The organism is Pseudomonas sp. HMSC057H01 (genome assembly GCF_001836405.1).
GTDB lineage: Bacteria > Pseudomonadota > Gammaproteobacteria > Pseudomonadales > Pseudomonadaceae > Pseudomonas > Pseudomonas aeruginosa.
Genome location: NZ_KV828459.1, coordinates 20,480 through 43,295, shown reverse-complemented (window position 1 = coordinate 43,295; position 22,816 = coordinate 20,480). Strand labels below are relative to the sequence as shown.

Annotated in this window: 14 protein-coding genes and 2 pseudogenes; 4 read left to right on the top strand and 12 right to left on the bottom strand. The window is 65.5% G+C overall.

The genetic code is table 11. The annotated features are described in order from the left end of the window. The first annotated feature begins 28 nt into the window (after window positions 1-28). Both HMPREF2581_RS32050 and HMPREF2581_RS12910 read left to right on the top strand, forming a co-directional pair. Window positions 29-805 (top strand): hypothetical protein, encoded by a 777-nt coding sequence (locus HMPREF2581_RS32050; RefSeq protein ID WP_003139802.1) that lies wholly within the window; start codon window positions 29-31, stop codon window positions 803-805. Between the two features lie 240 nt (window positions 806-1,045). After that, window positions 1,046-3,199 carry an AAA family ATPase gene (locus HMPREF2581_RS12910; protein ID WP_003139803.1) on the top strand — a complete coding sequence of 718 codons (2,154 nt, stop codon included), beginning with the start codon at window positions 1,046-1,048 and terminating at the stop codon, window positions 3,197-3,199. A gap of 883 nt (window positions 3,200-4,082) precedes the next feature. Here HMPREF2581_RS12910 and HMPREF2581_RS12905 read toward each other — a convergent pair. The 6 genes and pseudogenes from HMPREF2581_RS12905 to HMPREF2581_RS33835 all read right to left on the bottom strand — a co-directional run. Next, the gene (locus HMPREF2581_RS12905; RefSeq protein ID WP_003111130.1) at window positions 4,083-4,463 is read right to left on the bottom strand and encodes a DUF4354 family protein; all 381 of its coding nucleotides are present in this window, start codon (window positions 4,461-4,463) and stop codon (window positions 4,083-4,085) included. Between the two features lie 494 nt (window positions 4,464-4,957). Then, window positions 4,958-7,162: a xanthine dehydrogenase family protein molybdopterin-binding subunit gene (locus HMPREF2581_RS12900; RefSeq protein ID WP_003139804.1), complete on the bottom strand. Its 2,205-nt coding sequence runs from the start codon at window positions 7,160-7,162 to the stop codon at window positions 4,958-4,960. Continuing rightward, window positions 7,159-8,148 carry an FAD binding domain-containing protein gene (locus HMPREF2581_RS12895; protein WP_003102358.1) on the bottom strand — a complete coding sequence of 330 codons (990 nt, stop codon included), beginning with the start codon at window positions 8,146-8,148 and terminating at the stop codon, window positions 7,159-7,161. The genes HMPREF2581_RS12900 and HMPREF2581_RS12895 overlap by 4 nt, the downstream gene beginning before the upstream one ends. Next, window positions 8,145-8,657: a (2Fe-2S)-binding protein gene (locus HMPREF2581_RS12890; protein ID WP_003088271.1), complete on the bottom strand. Its 513-nt coding sequence runs from the start codon at window positions 8,655-8,657 to the stop codon at window positions 8,145-8,147. Before HMPREF2581_RS12890 ends, HMPREF2581_RS12895 begins: the two co-directional genes overlap by 4 nt. Window positions 8,658-8,826: 169 nt before the next feature. Further along, window positions 8,827-9,171 (bottom strand): annotated as a pseudogene (locus tag HMPREF2581_RS33840) (methyl-accepting chemotaxis protein); the annotation flags it as partial. A 183-nt stretch (window positions 9,172-9,354) separates the two neighbouring features. After that, window positions 9,355-10,122: pseudogene (locus HMPREF2581_RS33835) on the bottom strand (PAS domain-containing protein); the annotation flags it as partial. Between the two features lie 308 nt (window positions 10,123-10,430). On the opposite strand from HMPREF2581_RS33835, the gene HMPREF2581_RS12880 reads away from it, so the two are divergent. Continuing rightward, window positions 10,431-10,727, top strand: a complete 297-nt coding sequence (locus HMPREF2581_RS12880) for a DUF7660 family protein (RefSeq protein ID WP_003088248.1) — start codon at window positions 10,431-10,433, stop codon at window positions 10,725-10,727. A 46-nt stretch (window positions 10,728-10,773) separates the two neighbouring features. Then, the gene (locus HMPREF2581_RS12875; RefSeq protein WP_003139808.1) at window positions 10,774-11,343 is read left to right on the top strand and encodes a GNAT family N-acetyltransferase; all 570 of its coding nucleotides are present in this window, start codon (window positions 10,774-10,776) and stop codon (window positions 11,341-11,343) included. Between the two features lie 61 nt (window positions 11,344-11,404). Here HMPREF2581_RS12875 and metE read toward each other — a convergent pair whose 3' ends face one another. The 6 genes from metE to HMPREF2581_RS12845 form a co-directional block, all read right to left on the bottom strand. Beyond that, window positions 11,405-13,705 (bottom strand): 5-methyltetrahydropteroyltriglutamate--homocysteine S-methyltransferase, encoded by a 2,301-nt coding sequence (metE, locus tag HMPREF2581_RS12870; RefSeq protein ID WP_003139809.1) that lies wholly within the window; start codon window positions 13,703-13,705, stop codon window positions 11,405-11,407. A gap of 132 nt (window positions 13,706-13,837) precedes the next feature. Further along, the gene (locus tag HMPREF2581_RS12865) at window positions 13,838-16,108 is read right to left on the bottom strand and encodes an OsmC domain/YcaO domain-containing protein (protein ID WP_024082579.1); all 2,271 of its coding nucleotides are present in this window, start codon (window positions 16,106-16,108) and stop codon (window positions 13,838-13,840) included. Between the two features lie 80 nt (window positions 16,109-16,188). Continuing rightward, window positions 16,189-16,515, bottom strand: coding sequence for a DUF2149 domain-containing protein (locus HMPREF2581_RS12860; protein ID WP_003088238.1), 327 nt, complete (start codon window positions 16,513-16,515; stop codon window positions 16,189-16,191). Next, window positions 16,515-16,991 (bottom strand): MotA/TolQ/ExbB proton channel family protein, encoded by a 477-nt coding sequence (locus HMPREF2581_RS12855; protein ID WP_003088234.1) that lies wholly within the window; start codon window positions 16,989-16,991, stop codon window positions 16,515-16,517. Before HMPREF2581_RS12855 ends, HMPREF2581_RS12860 begins: the two co-directional genes overlap by 1 nt. Continuing rightward, window positions 16,988-20,833 carry a cobaltochelatase subunit CobN gene (gene cobN / locus HMPREF2581_RS12850; protein WP_003139813.1) on the bottom strand — a complete coding sequence of 1,282 codons (3,846 nt, stop codon included), beginning with the start codon at window positions 20,831-20,833 and terminating at the stop codon, window positions 16,988-16,990. The genes HMPREF2581_RS12855 and cobN overlap by 4 nt, the downstream gene beginning before the upstream one ends. Then, on the bottom strand, window positions 20,833-22,794 hold the full coding sequence (locus HMPREF2581_RS12845; RefSeq protein ID WP_003139815.1) for a TonB-dependent receptor domain-containing protein: 1,962 nt from the start codon (window positions 22,792-22,794) through the stop codon (window positions 20,833-20,835). The genes cobN and HMPREF2581_RS12845 overlap by 1 nt, the downstream gene beginning before the upstream one ends. Window positions 22,795-22,816 lie beyond the last annotated feature (22 nt).

Below are 22,816 nucleotides of genomic sequence, written 5' to 3'. Positions count from 1 at the left end.
ATGACAATTTAGGTTATGGGCGAGACTTATGCCAAGTTTTGTTTGGGACAGAGATACAGAGGAAGCGTGGAGTGAACCCTATGAGTATGGTGGGCAGGAGCAGTTCCACCGAGAGGCTTATAAGGTTCTATCGCTAATAAAACTTCACTATGCAGAAAAAGATATGCACTTTGACCGAGATGAAAAAACTCTCGACAAAGCAATCTGGCTAATACAGATAGATGCTTTAGAAGCGCTAATTGATGCCTTGAAATTAACAGAGGAGAAGAGACACCGAATTGCCTCGCGCTTATTTCGTGATGCGGTCGAGACAATGGATATTTCGGCCTACTTTTATTTGGCTGGTGATGAAGCAAGGAAAGATCTCGCCAAATGGTACAATAACGAAGTGATTCCACATAAGGTTTTTAGAGAATTTATAAAAAAGTATGAATGCCAAGATAAAGCTAAAAATTTAAGCAACCTTTATAGCGATCTCAGCAAGTATACACATCGGACATATAGCGCGATAACCAAAAGCTACCTGCTCGGCAGGAATAACAAAATTGCCTATGATGGATTTTCTGAGGCCGGCTTCAGGGTGCTTCCACACGTTATATCCCTTTCGTATGCAATAATCGCAGCATTGATAAAAAGATTTGTCACGATTGCCGAAAACAGCCAGCAAATTGATTCAGCCAAAATTTGCGATATTTGGGCGGCATCATTGGAGCGAGAGACAGTACCGAGACGCTTTGGCCCAAGGCCAGGTCAGGTGCTCAGAAGTGCTCCTATAGCGTTTGACCTGAGGTTGGATGAAGATTAATTGAGTTGTCGCTACTTTTGCTGATGGATTGAGTGTCTGCTTTTGTCCGGTTGTTGCCTGTCACAATCGGTGGTTTGGGTCGATCTCAGCCTGTCATGACGGTTAGAGTTCGAACCGGAGTTGCCCTTCGCATAGGGTAGGCATCCTGCGAGACCGATCAGACAGCACAGTATCACTACGCAATCACAAATGTTCCATTTAGCTTTGAGTTGGGTCTGCTCACGCCAAGGATTTTGCCGCATGATCGAAAAAATTCTGCTTCGCAACGTCTCCAGCTACTCTCCAGACTCAGCGGTATCCATTGCCCCGCTTAAGCGCGTGAGTTTGTTCTATGGCCATAACGGGACGGGCAAGACCACTATCAGTAACTTCCTTCAGGCCCCTGATGAGGCCTGCTACAGCGTTTGCGGCGTGGAGCCAGTAAAGGTTGGCCGGGAGATCCTAGTCTACAACCATGCATTCATGGAGAAAAATTTCCATGAAGCCGCATCCCAGCCAGGGGTCTTCACCCTCAATGAGGGCAACATTGAGGCGGAAGCTGCCCTCGCAGTGGCCGAGAAAGCAATCGCTGAGCTGACGATCGCCCATGATACTGAAATGGAGAAGGGCATTAACTGCAAGAATGCTCAGCAGCAAGCTCATGAGGCGCTACTGGACAGTGTATGGAAGCCTAAGCGTGGCTTCGATAACACCGCTTTGGCTTACTGCTTCAGGTCGCTCAACACCAAAGAGCGTTTACTTGATGCAGTCCGAAGCGTCCAGCTTGTGGCAACCTCTGACACCGCTCAGGGGCTACTCAGCGAGGCGGCAGAACTTAACGAGGCCAGTGATAAAGAGCTGCCCGGAATCGCGCCAATCACCTTCCAGGCGGGTAAGCTAGAAACCGATCCGATCATGCAGGAAGTCATCACTGGGTCAGGCGATTCCTACCTTTCTGCGTTCATTCAGCAACTGGGAAATTCGGATTGGGTCAAGCAGGCACTGCGCTATGAGGTCGAGGCAAAAGACCAGTGCCCACTATGCCAGCAGTCCTTGCCGCAGGATTTCTATACTGAAATTCGTAAAGTCTTCGATAAAACCTATCAGCAGCGCATTGATTTGCTGCAGCAATTCGAAAGCCAATACCGAGACGCGGTGGATCAATTTCTGCGACGGTACGAGGCTCCGGAATATCAGCTGCAAGCCATAAAGCTCCGTGTCACCAGACTTCACGCTGTCTTCCAGAAAAACCTGCAATCCCTCGCTACAAAGCTCGCCAGTCCATCCCTTATGATTACGTTGGAGTCCACTGCAACATTGGTCGCAGAGTTGAACAGTGAGATCGCGGCTGAGCAACTGAAAATCGACGCTATCAATGCGAGGATAAAAAACAGGAAGCAGCATGAGGAGGACATCAAGCGACGCTTCTGGAGCTGGTACAGAGCTTCGTGCGACGCGGCTTTCGTGGCATTCGAAAAGGTCGATAAGGAGCAGGGGCGCCAACGCCAGGCCGCCAAGGATGAGGTTCAGTCTCTGCGGGATCGCATTCAGGCACAACGCGATATCATTGCCCAATCCAGGGCGGCCATCAGGAACATCGACCAGTCGGTCGAGAGTATCAATAATTGGTTGCGGGTGTTGGGTCTGAAGGGCTTCGCGCTGATTAAAGAAGAGGGCCCGGTGCCACAATATCGTCTTGAACGTCCTGGCCAGACTGAAGGGGTGTTCAGAACGCTAAGTGAGGGCGAAAAAACGCTGATCTCGTTCCTCTACTTCCTTGAGGTCTGCAATGGCGAGCTGGACACAGCTAGTGGGACGCTCAAGCGTGATCGCATCATCGTCATCGATGACCCAATATCGAGCCTCTCCCATAACTATGTCTACGATATTGCGTCGCTGATCAGGCGGCAGGTGCTCATCCCGAGAGACCGGTTCAAACAGGTGATCATTCTGACGCACAACCTTTTCTTCTTCCACGAAATGGTCAAGCTCTTGAAGGATGACGGAGAAAAATCCTTGGCAATGTTCCGGATCACCAAGTCCGAATACAGCTCGGTCGTGACCATGGAAGAGCGCGAAATCCAGAACGACTACCAAGCCTTCTGGCAAACCATCAAGGACGCGTTGCAAGGCCGAACTTCCCCTAACGTGATCCCGAACATGATGCGCAATATCTTGGAGTACTACTTCAGCTTCGTGCATCAGACGCAAAGCCTGCGCCAAGCGTTGACTGATCTTAGCGAGGAGAATCCAGAGTTCAGAGCGCTTTACCGATACATCAACCGTGAATCACATGCTGACTCGGTTAACCTAACTGACTTCGGCGAGATCGATCCGGAGATCTTCGTCGCGCGGTTTAAGGATGTGTTCATCAGAACCAATTTCGAATCTCACTTCGACAAGATGATGGCATAGCTAGCCATGTATTCTGGGATGGCTGCGTCAAGGCGTATGTGTTCGCTCCTTCTACCGGGAACGACCGGATAACCTGGAATTGCAGGAGGGCTGATCTTCCCATATTCGGCATCAACCGATAGCATTTAGCCTGCAGCTACCACCCAAGGGCTCTCCTTCCTGCCTGGCACTCATCTGCTCGCTTTGCACGTGGGGTGTAAAGGCTATCAGCGGCCCGCTGAGATCAGATGGAGAATACGCCATGACCGATCATGGGAAAGTTGTCTTGGTTCGCCAGTACAACCGTTTCCGGTTTGGGCAATGGGAAACCGTGTGCATGCACATGCGCTCCCTACCGCGCCGGTAATTGAACGTACCTAGGTGGTAGCTGCACTTCTTTTTCTAGACCTTCTTCGCTACCTAATCAGCGTTCCTTTCGATTTGCTTCCAACGCGCTATAGACAGGAAATCGAATGACTGCTTCTGGCCGTATACAGCCCCTCCCTAAGCCATAGCCCTTCCCCATACCTGAACGGCACACCTATTGCCACCCGCAAAACCACAACCTCCCCCGCTGCTAACCGCAATAGCTGCGGCTTGAGTGTCGCGGATCGGTTTTTGGAATGTGGTGTTGGCCCTCACCCCAACCCTCTCCCGCACGCGGGAGAGGGGGCCGGGCGTGCCTTGTGGGTCGAGCGCCTCGCTCGGGCGCAGCCTGGAACGATGTCTACCCTCCCCTAGGCCCCGGGTATCTGGAATTCGGCCCCCAGCCCAGGCAACCAAAAGCACCGGAAACGCGCCCTGAATGATTTCAGATTCGCGCCGAAACCTTCGAAAGCCGTTTCCTCGCACCCGAAAGCCGCCGAGGCTGCCCTGCGGCTTTCGCTGCGCAACGGCTACCCGCCTACTTGCACCGGTCGCTCAGCCTGACCAGCGATGCGCCGTACACCGCGTCGTCCTCGGAGGCGAAGATCGCCTCGCCTTCGACGGTGGCCCCCGGCTTGAGGGTCTCGGCGGTGAGTTCCTCGTCCACGGTATCCAGCCTGAAGGACTGGCCGGCGGCGGACTGCGCCACCAGGCAGCTGTTCTTCAGGCTGATCTCGCTCTTCGCCGCATTCACCAGGCGGACCTTGAAGGCCTGGGTGCGGAAGTGCTTGTCGCCGACGGATACGCTGCCCTTGTCGCCCTGGCGGGCGAAGACCATCACTGCGTCCGGCGCGGCGGCGAAGCCGAGGGAAGGAGCGGCCAGCAGGCCGGCCAGGGTCAGGGCCATTGCGTTCTTCATACTGATTTCCTTTGGCAAAGACTGAACGACCCGGTGATTTTCCGTGGGTCTTTTCGCCGCGATCAAGCGCAGTGCCAAGGAATGCGGGGCGCCTCGTGTTCTGCAAGTCGGAGGGTTTCCAGCGGAACTTTTCCCGCAACCGTGCTTCCAGGCGAAAACCGCTCGCTACGCGGAACGCCGGTCTTCGAACCCACACCGTCCTCGCGCCCGCCAGGCTGCCCTCGAACGCTTGCAACCACAGGCCGGACGCTCGGCCCAGGCGATGGCCCAATGGGCGCCGGGCAGGTTCGCTTCGGCGTGGCCGCGATGCAACAAGTGCGCCTGGACCGGCATCGCGGTAGCGCTCGGCGAGGGCGTCACCGAGGCTGTCGGCGGCATGTCGTGTTCGACTCCGTTGCGGGTGGCGAGCGGGGCCTGCGATCTTCCCCTTGGGGGAGAGTCAAGCCCGGCGACCCGGCGGGTGGCCGCCAAGCTGCTTGCGCAGGCTGCCGGGCTCAGCCGAGCAACTTGTCGACGGTCAGCGGGAAGTCGCGCAGGCGGCGGCCGGTGGCGTGGTACACGGCATTCGCCACTGCGGCGGCGACGCCGACGATGCCTATTTCGCCGACGCCCTTGGAGCCCAGTTCGTTAACGATATCGTCGGGTTCGTCGACGAAGATCACCTCGATATCGCCAATATCGGCGTTAACCGGGATGTGGTACTCGGCGAGGTTGTGGTTCATGCAGCGGCCCAGCGCATGGTCGACCTGGGTTTCCTCCTGCAAGGCCATGCCCAGGCCCCAGACCACCCCGCCGAGTATCTGGCTGCGAGCGGTCTTCGGGTTGATCACCCACCCCGCCGCGACCGCGCTGACCACCCGGCTCACACGCAGGGTACCGAGGGCTTCATCGATCCGCACCTCGACGAATACCGCCGAATGGGTCGCGGTGGCGTAGCCTTTGCGCCGCGCCGAGGGTTCAGCTTCCACCTCCACCTGCAACGCGTCTTCCGGCAGCCCTTGCAGCAGGTCGGCCAGGGCGTATCGCGTATCGCCCGCTTCCAGATGGCCACGGCATATGCGGAAGCGCTCTTCGGCGGCGCCGGCCAGCTCCGGATGGCGGGCCCTGGCATGGGCGACCAGGGCCTGGCGCAGGCGCAGGCAGGCCAGGCGGACGGCGGAACCGACCGACGAGACGGTGAACGAGCCGCCCTGCAATGGAGCCTTGGGCAACGCACTGTCGCCAAGCTGGAAGCGCACCTCTTCCGGCGCCATGCCAGCGGCGTCGGCGGCGATCTGGGTCATCACCGTGTAGGTGCCGGTGCCGATATCCGTGGTCGCGCTGGCCACCCGCAGCAGGCCGTCCGCCTCCAGCCGCGCCCTCGCGCTGGCCTTGCTCTGCATGGCCTCCCAGACGCCGCCGGCCATGCCCCAGCCGAGCAACTGGCGCCCTTCGCTCATGCTCCGTGGCCGTGGGTCGCGGGCCTGCCAACCGAAGCGCCGGGCGCCCTCCTCGTAGCAGGCCAGCAGCGCCTTGCTGGAGTACGGCTTGTCCTCGTTGCCGTTGCGCTCGGCGAAGTTGAACCGGCGCAGCGCGATGGGGTCCATGCCGAGCCGCACCGCCAGTTCGTCCATCGCGCATTCCAGCCCGATCAATCCCAGCGCCGCGCCGGGGGCGCGCATGTCCAGCGGGGTATAGACGTCCAGCGGCACCAGACGGTAGGCCAGGGAAAGGTTCTCGCAGCGATAGAGCATGCCGCTCCACTCCACCACGTGCTCGGTGAAGTCTTCGAAGCGCGAGGTCTGCGCTGTCGCCTGGTGGCCCAGCGCAAGCAGGCGCCCCTCGGCATCGGCGCCCAGTTGCAGGCGCTGCAGGGTGCGCGGCCGGTAGCCGAAGGTGAACATCTGCTGGCGGGTCAGCACTACGCGCACCGACCGCCGCAGTTGCAGCGCCGCCATCACCGCCAGGGTCAACTGGTATTGCGGACGCAGGCCGGAGCCGAAGGCGCCGCCGACGTAGGCGGCACAGACCCTTACCTTGTCGGCGGGCAGGCCGAAGACCTTTTGCAGGTAGGCCTGGCTGTTCTGCGTCCCCTGGGTCTTGTCGTGCACCAGCAGGCTGCCGTCGGGCTGGACGATGACCGTGGACGCGTGCGGTTCCATGGGATTGTGGTGCTCGATCGGCGTGCTGTAGCTGGCCTCGACCCGAATCGGCGCGGCGCGGTAGGCGGTGTAGAAATCGCCGCGCTCGGCGGGCAGTTCGGCGGGAGCCTCATGGGCCTGTTCGAGGGCGGCCAGCAGGTCGGTCTGGTGCGGCTCGGGCTCGATATCGATGCGCAGCAGCGAGCCCGCGTAGCGGGCCAGTTCCAGGCTCCGTGCCAGGACCAGGGCAAGGGGCTGGCCGCTGTACAGGACGCGGTCGTCGAACAGCGGGCGGAAGGGTTCGCCTTCGGCGGCATCGGCGTCCTTGTAGGGCTCGTCGTCGCCCGCCATCGGCGGCCGGTTCAGGTGATGCAGTACCGCGACCACCCCGGGTACCGCCAGGGCCGCCGCACAGTCGATGCCGCGCACCCGGCCGCGGGCGACGTCGCTGCTGACCACGCTGCCGTGGAGCAGGTCGGCGGCAGGATATTCGGCGGCGTAACGAGCCTGGCCGGTGACCTTGGCTGGCCCGTCGACGCGATCCAGGGCTTGCCCGGTGCTGTGTGGCAGGCTGCTCATTGGCCGATCCCTCCCGAGTGGGCTTCTTCCAGTGCGCGAACGATGGCGTTGCGCGCCAATCCGATCTTGAAGGCGTTGTGGGCCAGCGGCCTGGCGTCACGCAGCAGCGCTTCGGCGAAGCGGACATAGCTGTCCCGGTTCGCCGGGTGGCCCCTGAAACGTTCCTCCAGCTCTGCGACGCGCCATGGCTTGTGGGCCACGCCGCCGAGCGCCAGGCGCAGTTCGCCAATGCGCTCGCCGTCCGGTTCCAGGGCCGCCGCCACCGAGACCAGGGCGAAGGCGTAGGAGGCCCGGTCGCGCACCTTCAGGTAGTGGCAATGCCGCGCGAAGCGCGGCGCTGGCAGCTCGATGGCGGTGACCAGTTCGTCGACGGCCAGGCAGTTGTCGCGCTCGGGCGTGTCCGCCGGCAGGCGATGGAAGTCGGCGAAAGCGACCCGCCGCTCGCCAGCGCGGCCGCGCACCAGTACCTGAGCCTCCAGCGCCGCCAGCGCCACGCACAGGTCGGATGGATGTACCGCCACGCAGTGTTCGCTGGCGCCGAGGATCGCATGGTTGCGGTTCAGCCCGCTGCGCGCGGGGCATCCGCTGCCCGGCTCGCGCTTGTTGCATGGCGTGCCGGTGTCGTAGAAATACTGGCAGCGGGTACGCTGCAACAGGTTGCCGCCGGTGCTGGCCATGTTGCGCAACTGCGGCGATGCGCCGGCGAGGATCGCCTGGGCTAGCAAGGGATAGTCCGCCTCCACGGCGGGATTCCAGGCCAGTTCGGCGTTGCTGACCAGGGCTCCGACCAGCAGGCCGCCGGTGGGCGTCCGGCGGATGTCGCGCAGCGGGAGGCCGGTGATGTCGATGAGTCGCCGGGGCCTGGCAACGTTTTCCTTCATCAGGTCGAGCAGGTTGGTGCCGCCGGCGATGTAGCGCGACTCCGGGCCGGCGAGGCCCAGCGCCTGCTCGATGTCGGCCGGCTTGGCATAGGCGAAGGGCGTCATGCGCGCTGCCCTCCCTGTCCGTCGCGATCGAGCAGCGGCAAGGCGTCTTCCACGGCGTCGAGGATATTGCCGTAGGCGCCGCAGCGGCACAGGTTGCCGCTCATGCCCTCGCGGATCTCCGCCCGCGAGCGCGCCCGCCCCTCGCTCGCCAGGCCAAGGGCCGAACAGATCTGTCCGGGCGTGCAGTAGCCGCACTGGAAGGCATCATGGCGGATGAACGCCTGTTGCAGGGGATGCAGGCGATCACCCTCGGCCAGACCTTCGATGGTAGTCAGTGCATCGCCGTCGCACATCACCGCCAGCGTCAGGCAGGCGTTGATCCGGCGACCGTTGCGCAACACCGTGCAAGCGCCGCATTGGCCGTGGTCGCAGCCCTTCTTGCTGCCCACCAGGTCGAGCCGCTCGCGCAGCAGGTCGAGCAGCGTCAGCCACGGGGGTACTCTCAGCTCTCGGCGCTGGCCATTGATCAGCAGGCTGATCGGCAGGTCCGCCGGCTCCGGATTGGTCATGGTACAAGCCTCACGGTCGGTGCATCGGCGCGGCGGATGCCGCTTTTTCAGGTCCGACCGAACGGCTCGAAGATACGTTCAAAGTAAATGACGGCCATGGCCATGCCACAAAGGCGGGCGGATGCTCGACGCCTGCGCCGCTATCGGCCGCCGGAGGCCTGCGCCGAGGTCACTTGAACAGGCTCGACACCACCCGCGCCACGTGCTCGGCGCCCTTGCTGATCTCCTGCATGATGCCGGCCACGGTGGTGATCTGGTTGTTGTTCTCCTGGGCGCTGGACTCGATGGTCTGCATGTTGTGGTTGATCTGCTGGGTCAGCTTGACGTTCTCGGTGACCACGTTCTTGATCTCCACCGTGGCGCCGCTGGTGCGCGCCGCCAGTTGCCGCACCTCGTCGGCGACCACCGCGAAGCCGCGCCCCATGTCGCCGGCGCGAGCAGCCTCGATGGCGGCGTTGAGGGCCAACAGGTTGGTCTGTTCGGCGACGCTCTGGATGGTGGTGACGATGTTCTCGATGTCCTTGGTCTGGTGGGTGAGCTGGGAAATCAGGCCGACGGCGGTGTTGACCATCGACAGGGTCTTGGCCGACAGGGCGACGGACTGGTCGAGGGAGTCGATGCCGCGGGTGGAAATCTGCGCGGTCTCTTCCGCGGTGGAGAACGACAGCTCGGCGGCGCGCCGTACTTCCTCGTTGCGATTGACCTGTTCGGTAACGTCGATGGCGAACTTGATGACCTTGATTATCCGCCCCGAACCGTCCTTGACCGGGTTGTAGGTGGCTTCGATATGTACCCGCTCACCGGAGGCGGTGCGGCGCTCGAAATGCCCGCGGGAGAATTCGCCGTGCCGCAACCGGGCCCAGAAATCCGGGTTCTCCCGATAGAACTCGTCGAAGCAGAGCATGCGGTGGTGCTGGCCCTTGAGCGACTTGAGGCTGTAGCCGAAGAGACGCAGGAAGTTTTCGTTGGCATCGAGTATCTCGCCGTCCGGGGTGAACTCGATGACGGCCATGGACTGGCGTATGGAGTCGTTGATCGCGTTGAGCAGGAGCAGTTCGGAATGGTTGCGGGTCACGTCGGCGGCGATCTTCAGCACCTCGACGACCGCCCCTTCGGCATTCTTCACCGGGAAATAGGTGGCCTCCAGCCAGATCGGCGACCCGTCGCGTCGCAGGCGCTTGAACACACCGCGCTGGGGCGTGCCGCTGGCCAGTTCCTTCCAGAAGCGCACGTAGGCGGCAGAGGCCTGGTAGTCCTCTTCGCAGAAGATCCGGTGGTGCTTGCCGACCAGTTCGTCCGCCGAATAGCCGACCGCCGCGAGGAACAGCGGGTTGGCGGACAGTATCTGGCCATCGGGAGTGAATCGGATGGTGGCGACGTTCTGCCCGATGGCCTCGAGTCGCCACGCTACATCTTCATCCTTGGCGGCGCTTTCGACCGCCCTGCTTTTTCTGCCGAAGAGCATCGCGCACGACTCCTTGATGGCACCTGTCCATCGCGAGGGAGTGGAGAACCGGAGATAGTCGTCCTGCCGCTACACGCCAGTGTAGATCGGGGTCCGGCAATTTTCCTCGGCGCCCGCGGCACCGTCCGTCCCCTGCCGGGCGTGGCCCCGCGCCCGCGCCATCAGCCACGCAAGCGCCGGCCCGCGCTATGATCGCTACGCCCTGCCGATCGCGGTGGCCAAGGCCGGCATTGGCCAGAGGCGCCCGGCCTGACCGCGCTCCGACCTCGCGCCGTCGTCCCCCGAACCCCACCTCCAGGAGGAAGCACATGGCAACCGATCTCTACGCGCTGGCCGAACAGGTCGAGGACGAAGCGGGCTACCTGCGCTTCCTCGCCGCGCTGGCGGCGGACTGGGAGGAAGACCGCCGCCTCGCCGCCGCCAACCCGCCGAAGCCGTTCGGCCCCAGCCCGCTGGGTTGGGAGAACGGCAGCATCGGTGGCTTCCTCGATGCCGCCGCGACCTGGGGCGAGGACTCCCGCGACGGCCTGCCGGGCTATTCCAGGCCGGAGAATGCCTGGCGGCGCGCGGCGCAACTGATGCTGGCGGGCAAGTTCTATGAATGACTTCAAGTCCGCCCTGGCGCCCTTCCCGCCCGGCTACCCGAGGGGCTTGCCGGGCAACCGGCGGCAGGTGCCGATACTGCATCGCGACGCGGACTTCCTCCTGCGCGCGCTGCAACCCGACGATTTCGTCCGGACCAGCCGCTACGAGAACGCCAACCGCGAGTACCTGGCGCCATGGGAGCCGCTGCGCGACCCGGCGTATTTTTCCTTGGACAATGCCCGCGCCCGCACCCTGCTACAGGTGGCGAGCATGGACGAAGGCGAGGCGCTTCTCCTGCTGTTGCTCGATCCCGACGACGGCGAGGTGCTGGGGCGCTGCAGCTACACCAACATCGTCCGCGGGGTATTCCAGGCCTGCCACCTGGGCTTTTCCCTGGCCGCTGCGGCTCAGGGCCGCGGCCTGATGGCGCGTGCCCTGCGGGTAGCCAACCGGTATTGCTTCGAGCAGCTCGGCCTGCACCGGATCATGGCCAGCCACCTGCCGCGCAACGCACGCAGCGAGCGCCTGCTGGAAAGCCTCGGCTTCGAGAGGGAGGGCTACGCCCGCGCCTACCTGAAGATCGCCGGGGTCTGGGAAGACCATGTGCTACGGGCGCTGGTGGACGCTCCGCGCTGAACCGACGTGCAAATGCGCAACGGGACGCCAGGCGTCCCGTTCCGCTCACCAGGCCTGCCGGTCAGCCGCGGGCGAGGTCGCCACGCAGTTCGCGGGCGGCGGCGACCATGTTCACCAGCGCTGCCTCGGTTTCCGGCCAGGCGCGGGTCTTCAGGCCACAGTCCGGGTTGACCCAGAGCCGCTCGGCGGGTATCCGCCGGGCCGCCTTGCGCAGCAACGCGACGATCTCTTCCCGGCTCGGCACGCGCGGCGAATGGATGTCGTAGACGCCCGGACCGATCTCGTTCGGGTAGTCGAACTGCTCGAAGGCCTCCAGCAGCTCCATGTCCGAACGCGAGGTCTCGATGGTGATCACGTCGGCGTCCATGGCGGCGATGGACTCGATCACATCGTTGAACTCGCTGTAGCACATGTGCGTATGGATCTGGGTTTCGTCGCGGACTCCGGAGGCGCACAGGCGGAAGGCCTCGGTGGCCCATTCCAGGTAGTGCGGCCAGGCGTTGCGGCGCAGCGGCAGGCCTTCGCGGAAAGCCGCCTCGTCGATCTGCACGATCCTGATGCCGGCGGCCTCCAGGTCGACCACTTCGTCGCGGATCGCCAGGGCCAACTGGCGCGCCTGCACCTCGCGAGACACGTCCTCGCGCGGGAAGGACCACATCAGCATGGTCACCGGGCCGGTCAGCATGCCCTTCATCACCTTGTCGGTAAGGCTCTGGGCGTACCTGATCCACTCCACGGTCATGGCCCGCGGACGGCTCAGGTCGCCATAGATCACCGCCGGCTTCACGCAGCGCGAGCCGTAGCTCTGCACCCAGCCGAAGCGGGTGAAGACGTAGCCGTCCAGTTGCTCGGCGAAGTACTCGACCATGTCGTTGCGCTCGGCTTCGCCGTGTACCAGCACGTCCAGCCCCAGTTGTTCCTGGATCTGCACCGCATGGCGGATCTCGCTGTGCATCGCCTCGATGTACTCGGCCTCGCTCAGCTTGCCCTGCTTGAACGACTGGCGGGCCAGGCGGATCGACGAGGTCTGCGGGAAGGAGCCGATGGTGGTGGTCGGGAACGCCGGCAGGTCGAGCCCGGCACGCTGCCTGGCGATGCGTTCGGCGAACGGCGAGCGGCGCTGGGCGTCGCTTGCCTTGATCGCGGCCAGGCGCGCCTGCACGGCCGGCTTGTGGATTCGCGGCGAGGAAGCGCGGCTGGCCTGGACCGCACGGCTCTCTTCCAGGGCGGCAAGCACCTCGGCGGCTTCCGGCTCAGTGGCGGCACGGGCCAGCACCGCGACTTCGCGGCACTTCTGCACGGCGAAGGCCAGCCAGCTCTTCAGCTCGGCGTCCAGCCCGTCTTCGCGTTCCAGGTCCACCGGGCTGTGCAGCAGCGAGCACGACGGCGCGACCCACAGCCGCTCGCCCAGGCGCTCCCGGGCATGGCGCACCACCTCCAGGGCTTTCTCCAGGTCGCAGCGCCAGACGTTGCGCCCGTTGACCAGGCCCAGCGAGACGACCTTGTAGGCCGGCAGGCGGTCGAGGATGCTCGGATACTGTTCCGGCGCTCGCACCAGGTCGATGTGCAGGCCGTCCACCGGGAGGTTGGCGGCCAGGCCCAGGTTGTCTTCCAGGCCGCCGAAGTAGGTGGCGACCAGCTTCTTCAGCGGTTCGCTCTGTAGCAGGTTGTAGGCGCGCTCGAAGGCGTTCTTCCATGCCTGCGGCAGGTCGAGGACCAGGATCGGCTCGTCGATCTGCACCCACTCCACGCCCTGGCCGGCGAGACGACGCAAGATCTGGCCGTAGAGCGGCAGCAGGCGGTCCAGCAGGTCGAGCCTGTCGAACTCGGCGCCCTTGGCCTTGCCCAGCCACAGGTAGGTCAGCGGACCGATCAGCACCGGCTTCACCTGGTGGCCGAGGGCCCTGGCCTCGTCGACCTCCTCGAACAGTTGTTCCCAGCTCAGCTGGAACTGCTGGTCGGCGCTGAACTCGGGGACCAGGTAGTGATAGTTGGTGTCGAACCACTTGGTCATTTCCTGGGCATGGGCACCGCCGCAACAACTGTCGTCGCTGACGCCACGGGCCATGCCGAACAGGGTATGCAGGGTCGGCCCGGCCTCGCCGTGCGCCCGGAAGCGCTCGGGGATCACGCCGAAGGTCAGCGAATGGGTCAGCACCTGGTCATACCAGGCGAAATCGCCGACCGGCAGCAACTGGATGCCGGCGTCCTTCTGTACCTGCCAGTGGGCGGCGCGCAGCTGCCGGCCGACGGCCCGCAGGCCGGCCTCGTCCAGCTCGCCCTTCCAGAACGCTTCCTGGGCTTTTTTCAGTTCGCGATCGCGTCCGATGCGTGGGAAGCCGAGAGTGTGGGCCAGGGCCATGGGTGTTCCTCCAGTCGAAAGGTCGATGGAGGGATTCTCGGGAGACTCATGCCATGAGACAAACTCAATTTCTTCGTGATGAAATCAAGTTTCCCTCATGATCATCCTCGCACCCTGACCTCGGCGCCCTCCTCACTTGCGCTTGCGGATCGCCATGCGCCGAGGCTTGAGGCCGCCAGCCGCGGCAGCGCCGGCCTCGCCGTCGACCACGGGCTGCATCCTGGCTCGCGCCGCGTGCAGCTTCTTGTAGCTGTCGATCAGCCGCAGGTGCCGGTCGAGCCCTTCCAGCTTCATGCTGGTCGGCGTCAGGCCGAAGAAGCGCACGCTGCCGTCCACCGAGCCCAGCGCGGCGTCCATCCGCGCGTCGCCGAACATGCGGCGGAAATTGGCCTCGTAGTCGGCGATCTCCAGCTCGTCGTCGAGGAGGACCTCCAGCACCACGTTCAGCGCCTGGTAGAACAGGCCGCGCTCGACGCTGTTGTCGTTGTACTGGAGGAACGCCTCCACGCCTTCCTTGGCGTCTTCGAAGCGCTTCAGGGCGAGGCCGATGAGCACTTTCAGCTCGAGGATGGTCAGTTGGCCCCAGACCGTGTTGTCGTCGAACTCGACGCCGATCAGCGTGGTGATGTCGGTGTAGTCGTCCACCTCGCAGTCTTCCAGGCGCTCCAGCAACGCCCCGAGCGCAGCATCGTCGAGGCGGTGCAGGTTGAGGATGTCCTCGCGGAACGCCAGGGCCTTGTTGGTGTTGTCCCAGATCAGGTCTTCCACCGGATAGATTTCCGAGTAGCCCGGCACCAGGATCCGGCAGGCCGTAGCGCCGAGGTGCTCGTACACCGCCATGTAGACCTGCTTGCCCATGGCTTCGAGGATGCCGAACAGGGTCGCGGCTTCCTCGGCGTTGGCAGCCTCGCCCTGCCGGGTGAAGTCCCACTCGACGAACGGGAAATCGGCCTTGGCGCTGAAGAAGCGCCAGGACACCACGCCGCTGGAATCGATGAAATGCTCGACGAAGTTGTTCGGCTCGGTCAGCGCATGGCTTTCGAAGGTCGGCTGGGGCAGGTCGTTCAGGCCTTCGAAGCTGCGCCCCTGGAGCAGTTCGGTCAGGCTGCGCTCCAGGGCCACCTCGAAGCTCGGGTGGGCGCCGAAGGAAGCGAACACGCCGCCGGTGCGCGGATTCATCAGGGTCACGCACATCACCGGGAATTCGCCGCCCAGCGAGGCGTCCTTGACCAGTACCGGGAAGCCCTGCTCTTCCAGGCCGCGGATCCCGGCGAGGATGCCCGGGTACTTGGCCAGCACCTCCGGCGGCACGTCCGGCAGCGCCAGTTCGCCTTCGAGGATTTGCCGCTTGACCGCACGCTCGAAGATCTCCGACAGGCACTGCACCTGCGCTTCGGCCAGGGTATTACCGGCGCTCATGCCGTTGCTGAGGTAGAGGTTCTCGATCAGGTTGGAGGGGAAATACACCACCTGGCCGTCGGACTGGCGCACGAAGGGCAAGGCGCAGATACCGCGCTGCACATTGCCCGAGTTGGTGTCGTACAGGTGCGAGCCGCGCAGCTCGCCGTCGGGGTCGTAGATCGCCAGGCAATGGCCGTCGAGCAGTCCCAGCGGCAGCGCATCGTCGCGGCCGGGCTTGAACCAGCGTTCGTCCGGGTAATGGACGAACGCCGCATTGGCGATCTCTTCTCCCCAGTACTGGTCGTTGTAGAAGAAGTTGCAGTTCAGCCGCTCGATGAATTCGCCCAGCGCCGAGGCCAGCGCGCTTTCCTTGCTCGCGCCCTTGCCGTTGGTGAAGCACATCGGCGACTGCGCATCGCGGATGTGCAGCGACCAGACGTTGGGCACGATGTTGCGCCAGGAGGCGATCTCGATCTTCATGCCGAGGCCGGCGAGGATGGCCGACAGGTTGGCGATGGTCTGCTCCAGCGGCAGGTCCTTGCCCGGGATGCGCGTGCAGCCGGCGGCATCGGTGCCGGGCATCAGCAGCGCCTGGGCGTCGGCATCGAGGTTGTCGACCTCCTCGATGACGAACTCGGGCCCGGTCTGCACCACCTTCTTCACCGTGCAGCGGTCGATGGAGCGGAGGATGCCCTGGCGGTCCTTCTCCGAGATGTCGGCCGGCAGTTCCACCTGGATCTTGAAGATCTGCCGGTAGCGGTTCTCCGGGTCGACGATGTTGTTCTGCGACAGGCGTATGTTGTCGGTGGGAATGTTGCGCGTCTGGCAGTACAGCTTGACGAAGTAGGCGGCACACAGCGCCGACGACGCCAGGAAGTAGTCGAACGGCCCCGGCGCGGAGCCGTCGCCCTTGTAGCGGATCGGCTGGTCGGCGATCACCGTGAAATCATCGAACCTGGCTTCCAGTCGAAGGTTATCGAGAAAATTGACCTTTACTTCCACGGCGAGCACCAAGAGAAACGGAAACCGGCCATTATCCGGGAACTCCGGGCAAAAGTCCCAGCTCTCCGCCGTACGCGTCGCTACTTGCCGGCCTCCCCGCCGCTCTCCGGCACGTAGATCATCCGTCCGTCGGCCAAGCGGTAGGTCACCCCGGCGCGGCTGCCCTGCCCTTCGCCGATCTCGCCGCTGGCCTGGTAGCGCTTCAGCTCCTTGCCGTCCTTGACCAGCATGCGCATGTCCGCCTCGCCGGGATTCTCGACCACCACCACCTTGTCCTGGCTGAACGGGTTGAGCGGGTTCTGCACGATGACGATCAGGAGGATGCCGATCACCACCAGGAACAGGTCGATCAGGTTGACCATCGAGAGGATCGGGTCGTCCGCCTCGTCGTGTTCGAGGAAGCGCATCAGCCGGCCTCCCGCGCGCGTTCGACGGCGCGCAGTTCCTGGAGCAGCCAGCGGCGACGCACGGTGAGGATGAAGAAGGTGATGCTGGCGGCGACCAGGGCCAGGATCACCGCGGAAAACGCCACCACCAGGTTCTCGCCGATCCCCTGGGCGTCGTTGCGGGTCAGCGCCAGCAGCGCCGGCCCCATGGGGATCATGGTCGCCACCAGGCCGAGCATCGGCGCGCTGCGCGAGGTGATCCGCAGCCATTCCAGGCGCTGCATGATCCACAGTTCGAGGTCGTCGCTGTTGCCGCCATGCAGCGCCTGCCAGGCCGCCAGGCGCGAGCGGTAGCGCCCGCGACGGCGCTGCCAGGCTTCCATGGCGAAGCCGCCGAGGGCGACGAAGGCGTAGGCCAGCGCGGCGAGGATCAACAGCAGCACCGGCAGCAGGAACAGGCGGGTGAGTTCGTAGAGGCTGGTTTCCAGACCATTCATGAGCGATTTTCCATCGGACGACGATTGACTACGGATTGCCGGACGGCGCCGGCGGCGAACAGCGCGAGCAGCACGGCGGCGGCCAGCCGGAGCCACGGCTGCGGCTCGCCGGACGGCGGCGGCGCGACTTCTTCGAGGACGCGGCCGCTGACCGTTTCGCCGGCACCGGACGCGGCCGCGCCCTCTGCCTGCGCCGCGGCCTCGCCGAAACCGCCGGCCATCCGTTCGATGAATTCACGGGTGGTCGCCGCGCCGACCTCGCCGGCGCCGGCGGCCGCCAGTTGCCGCCAGCGCTCGGCCAGTTCGCGGCGGGTCTGCTCGCTGGCGTCCCAGTAGCCCTTGCGGATGGCCTCGGCCATGCGCGCGATGATCTGCGCCTGGGCGGTCGGATTGTGCGTTTCGAACCACTCGGCGAGACCCAGCTCGCGGCGGTCCATGACGAAGGTGTCGTGCAACGCCTGCCACTGGTCGGCGCGGACCATGGTGCGATCCGCCGCCTGCCAGCCCCACAGGTTGTTGGCCAGGTCGAGCATTTCCAGGCTGCCGGCGTAGCCCTCGCGCTGCATCGCGGCGATCCACTGCGGGCTGAGGTAGCGCCCGCGCAGCTCGCTGGCGAGGAACTGCGCGGCGGCCGCGGTGCGCGGCTGGCGCTGGCGCAGGTCGGCGATGTACAGCGCCGGGCTGGCGCCGTCGAGGTGGCGTACCGCCAGTGACAGGCCGCCAAGGTATTCGAACGGGTGGTCGGTGGAGAGCACGCCGTTGAGCGTCGAGGAGCGCGAGAGGATCGCCGCCTGTACACCCTTCAACTGTTCGGCGAACAGGTTGCCGCCATCCAGCTTCACGCCCCAGTCGCGACTGCCGTAGGCGTATTGCAAGCGCCCGAGGAACTGCTCGGCGAGCGCCGAGTCGTCGTCCCAGCGGGTGGAGTCGAGGGTCAGTTGCGTGACCCCGGTGCCGTAGTCGCCCAGCGCATTGCCGAACAGCCGCAGGCGCGACAGGCGCTGCGCCAGTGGCGCTTCGACGCCGCGTTCGCGCAGGCGCCGCTCCAGCGCCTGGCTGTTGCGCGCCAGCGGGTTGCCCGGCTCGTCCAGCGCGGCGAGGCGCTCGATGGCCTCGGCGAGCAGGCGCATGAAGCCGTCGAACTGGTCGCGGTAGACACTGGTCACCTGTAGCACCACGTCCACCCGTGGACGCCCCAGTTCCGCCGCCGGCACGATGTCCAGCGCCAGCAGGCGGCCACCGGCGTCCCAGCGCGGGCGCAGGCCGAGGGCGTGCAGCGCCTGGCTTTCGACGATGCCCAGGTGGCGCATGGTTTCCGACGACCAGAGGCTGAAGGCGAGCTTTTCCGGCGCCCTGCCCTGGTGCTCGGCGCGGTAGCTTTCCAGCAGTTGGCCGAAGGCCTCGGCGCCGGCTTCGTAGGCGGCGCGGGTCGGTACCTTGTCGGCCTCGAAGGCGAACAGGTTGCGCCCGCTGGGTACCTGTGGATTGCGGATCGGATCGCCGCCCGGCCCGGGCGCGACGAAGCGCCCGGCGAGGCCGGCGAGCAGCGCCTCCAGTTCGCCGGTGTCGGCGAGCTGGCGGTCCAGTTCGCGGGCGCGCAGCAACTGCTCGCGCAGGCGCGGATCGGCCACCTTGGCGATCTCGCCGCCGTCGCGCAGGTAGCGTTGCAGCGTGCGGTAGGCACGACCTTCCCGCAGCGCCCTGAAATCGGCGGCGAACAGTTCGTCGGGGTCGAGACCGAGCGCGCGGTAGTAGGGCTCGCCGAGCTGCTGCATGACGGTGCCCAGGCGCAGCTCCGGCGAGGCGGCGACACCGAAGGTGTGCAGCCCCAGCGGCATCGCCGAGCCGGCCAGTCGGTGCAGGTGGTCGTGGAGCACGCCGAGGAACGCCGGGAAATCCTCGCGCATCGCTGCCTCGCTCCAGCCCAGGTCGTCGTTCATGTGCGCCGCCCGCACCGCCGCGCGGATCTGCTCGGCGCTGCGTTCGCGCACCGCGCCCTCGTCCAGTTGCTGGTATTCGTGGATCAACTGGTGCAGGTCGCGCAGTTCGTCGTACAGCCCGGCCGGGGCGAACGACGGCGTCTGGTGGCTGACGGTGACCGCGCGCCCGCGCCGGCGCGCCTGGATCGCCTCGCCAACGTTGTCCTGGATGTACGGGTAGAACACCGGCAGGTCGCCGAGCGCCCGCAGCGGGTAGTCGCCCACCGCCAGCCCGCGGTCCTTGCCGGGTAGCCATTCCTGGGTGCCATGGGTGCCGAAATGGATCAGCGCGTCGGCGCCGAAACCCTCGCGGACGAACTGGTAGACCGCCAGGTAGAGATGGTCCGGCGGCACCGCGCTGTCGTGGTAGGCCTCGCCCGGACGGCCGGCGCGCGGCGGCTGCGGCAACAGCAGCAGATTACCCAGGCGCGCCGCCGGGAACACGAAGCGTCGCTGGCCGTCGATATCGCGCAAGGCCCAATGTCGACGCGGGTCGCCCCAGCGCGCGCGCATCTCCTCGCGCAGATCCGCCGGCAGCGCCTCGAACCAGTGCAGGTAGGCGTCCAGCGGCAGGCTCGCGGCGAGGCCGTCGCGATACAGCGCGTCCAGGGTCTGCGGCCGGTAGTAGCCGCCGAGCAGGCGCTGGGCGGTATCGATCAGCGCGCTTTCGTCGCTCGTCGCAACCCGGTAGCCGGCCGCCCGCAGCGCTTCGCCGAGACGGGCCAGGCTGGCCGGTACATTGAGATGCGAGGCGGCGACGTTCTTCTCGCCCTCCGGGTGGTTCCAGAACATCAGCGCCAGGTGCTTGTCCGCCGCCGGCAGGCGACGCAGGCGCAGCAGCCGGTCGAGCTTGTCCAGCAGGGCCTCGGCCTGCCCGGCCATCAGCTTCGGCTCGCCGTTCTCCAGGGCGCTGATCACCAGCGGATCGCTCATTCCCCAGGTTTCCGGCATGCCGAGGAAGGCCGCCGCGGTACGCGGCGCCACCCCGCTGGCGGCGGCCAGCCAGTCGGCCTCGTTGCCGTCGCGGTAGCCGAGGGTCTGCAATACCGGCACGTCCAGCGCGAGGAACTCGGCACGGCGCGCCGGGCCGTTCTGCAGGTGCTGCAGGTTGACCAGCGCCTGGACATCGGCGCCAGCGAAGGACTTCCTCAACGCTTCCGGATCGCTGTCGTCGAACCACACCGCCAGCGGCGCCTGGCCGTGCCGCTCGCTACGCCGCAACAGTTCGTCGATGGCGCCGGTCTGGGCATCGGCGATGGCGCCGCGCGGGATCAGGAAGGCGATGCGCGGGGCGTCGCTGGCCCAGCGCGAGGCGCCCCAGGCCAGGTAGTCGGCGAGGCCGGCGAACGGCGCCGGTGCGTCGGGATGATAGAAGCCGGCCTGCGCCAGGGGCTGCGGCGCCGGCAACGCGTCGACGGGCAGGCCGGCATGCCAGCGTCGGACCGCCTCGAACAGCCGGCGCAGGTTGGCTTCGCCGCCGTTCGCGTAGTAGCCGACCAGGCGCCCGCCCAGCGCCGCCGGCAGGTCGCCGAAACCCGGCGGACCACCGCCGACGCGGATCCAGGGTTGCGTCCCGCCTTGCAAGCGCTCGCCCAGCGCCTGCTCGACCTGGGCGCGATCGGTCGGACGCGGTGTGTCGAGGATCAGCAGGTCGCCGCCGTCCAGCCAGTCGCCGGGCGGCGCCTCGCCGATGCCGAGGCGCAGGCCGCGCAACTCGACACCGGCCTCGCGCGCCCAACCGGCTAGGCGCTGGTGCTTGCCCGGGAGGACGAAATCGCTGCTGAGCAGACGCACCTGGGCCGGCTCCGCCCAGGCACAGAGACTGGCCAGCAGCGCGCCGCAGAAGAGTAGCGAACGGCGCATCAGAAGCTCGCCACCAGGCCGAGATGGAAGGTCCGCCCAGGTTCGGCATAGGTGAAGTGCGTGTCGTCGTCGGCCAGGCGCTGGTCGCCAAGGTTCTCGATGCCGCCGCGCAGCGTCAGGTTCTCGCTGAGTTTCTGGCTCAGCTCCAGGTGCCACAGGCTGTAGGCCGGCAAGGCGTAGCCGACGTTGCTGCTGTAGGCCACCTGGCTGCCGACGTATTCGGTACGCAACTGGGCGCTGAAGCGCGCATTGGGGCTCCAGCGCAATTGGCTGTTGGCGAGGTGCCGGGAGCGGTCGCCGAGGCGCTGGCCGGCGGTGCGGTTGCGCGCGTCGAGGTAGGTGTAGTTGAGTTCCCAGCGCAGGTCCGCCGGCAGGTCCACGCCGCCGCTCAGCTCGAGGCCGCGGATCCGTGCCCTGTCGACGTTCTCGTAGTTGCGTATCTCGCCGCCGCGCACCCCGCAGCGCGCTACGCAGACGGTCTGGATCAGGTCGCGGACATCGTTCTCGAACACCGTGCCCTTCAGCGACCAGCCGTCGCCCTGGTAGTCGGCGCCCAGTTCGTAGGACGTATTGGTCTCCGGCTTCAGGTCGGGATTGCCGTAGATAGTGAAGCGCCCGCCGCCGCCGACCGCCGCATACTCCGGCGATAGCTGCTTCAGGCTCGGCGCCTTGTAGCCGCGGCCGACGCCGGCGCGCAGGGTCAGCGCATCGGAAAGGTGGTGCAGCAGGTACAGGCGCGGACTGCTTTCCCAGCCGAACGCCTCGTGCTTGTCGAAGCGGCTGCCGAGGGTCAGCGACCAGTCCGGGCCGAAGGCGATCTCGTCCTGCAGGAACAACGCCTTGTGTCGCGCGCTGGCGTCGCCGGCGGTATTCACCGAGCGATCCTCCAGTTCCTCCTTGCGCCATTCGCCGCCGAGGGTGAAGAGATGTCGCTCGAAGGCCGGCACGCTGAGGTGGCCGTCGACCACGCTGTCGGTAAGGCGCTGCGGGTTGCTCGGCGGTTGTCCGTCGGAACGCGCGTTGTGCCGCTCCAGGCGGTTGCGGTAGGTGCGCAGCTGGCTGCTGCCCCAGTCCCACTGGCCATTGTGGGCGAGCGACCAGCGCTCGCGTTCGATCACGTCGCGCGACTCGTAGTAGCGCGAGCGCGGCCCCCCGGTCTCGCTGTTGCGCCAGCGTCGTTCGCGCCCGCGCTGGTGGCCGAGGTCGATGCGCTGGGCGTCGTCCGGGGTCCAACTGAGGTTCAGCCCGCCGCTGTCGGCGTTGCCGCCTTCCAGCTCGGAGAGCCGGCGCTCGTCGGCGTCCGGGGTTTCCTGCTGGCGGCGGCTCTCGCCGTTCAGGGCGAGGCCCAGCTTGCCGGGGACCAGCGGCCCGGCGAGATAGGCGCCGAGCTGGTGGCTCTGCCCGCCGAGGCCGTCCTCGCGCACGCCGCCATCGAGCAGGCCGCTGCCCGTCCAGGTATCGGTGGCGCGCCGGGTGATCACGTTCACCACTCCGCCGAGGGCTTCCGAACCGTAGAGCGAGGACATCGGTCCGCGTACCACCTCGATGCGCTCGATGCTCTCCACCGGCACCCAGCCGAGGTCGAAGTCGGAATGGGCGATGGCCCCGGACGAGGTGGAGATCCGCTGGCCGTCCACCAGCACCAGGGTGTGCTCGCTGGACATGCCGCGAACGCTGATGCCCCGCCGGGACATGCCGACGCCGTTGAACTGCAGGCTTTCCGAACCGCGCAGGGCTTCCTGCAGGTCGCGCACCGGGCGCCGCCGCAGGTCCTCGGCGGCGATCAGCGAAACGCTGGCCGGGGCGTCGCGCAGCTTGCGCTCGGTAGTGGTGGCGCTGACCACCGTCGGCTCCAGGTCGACCGGCGCGGCCAGCGCCAGGCAGGGAAGCAGGTAGAGGAACGGCACGGCGCGGGCCAGCCGCAGCGGAGGAAGACGGTGCGGGGAGGAATGGGGGGTCATGGTCGGCAGGTATGAATTATGA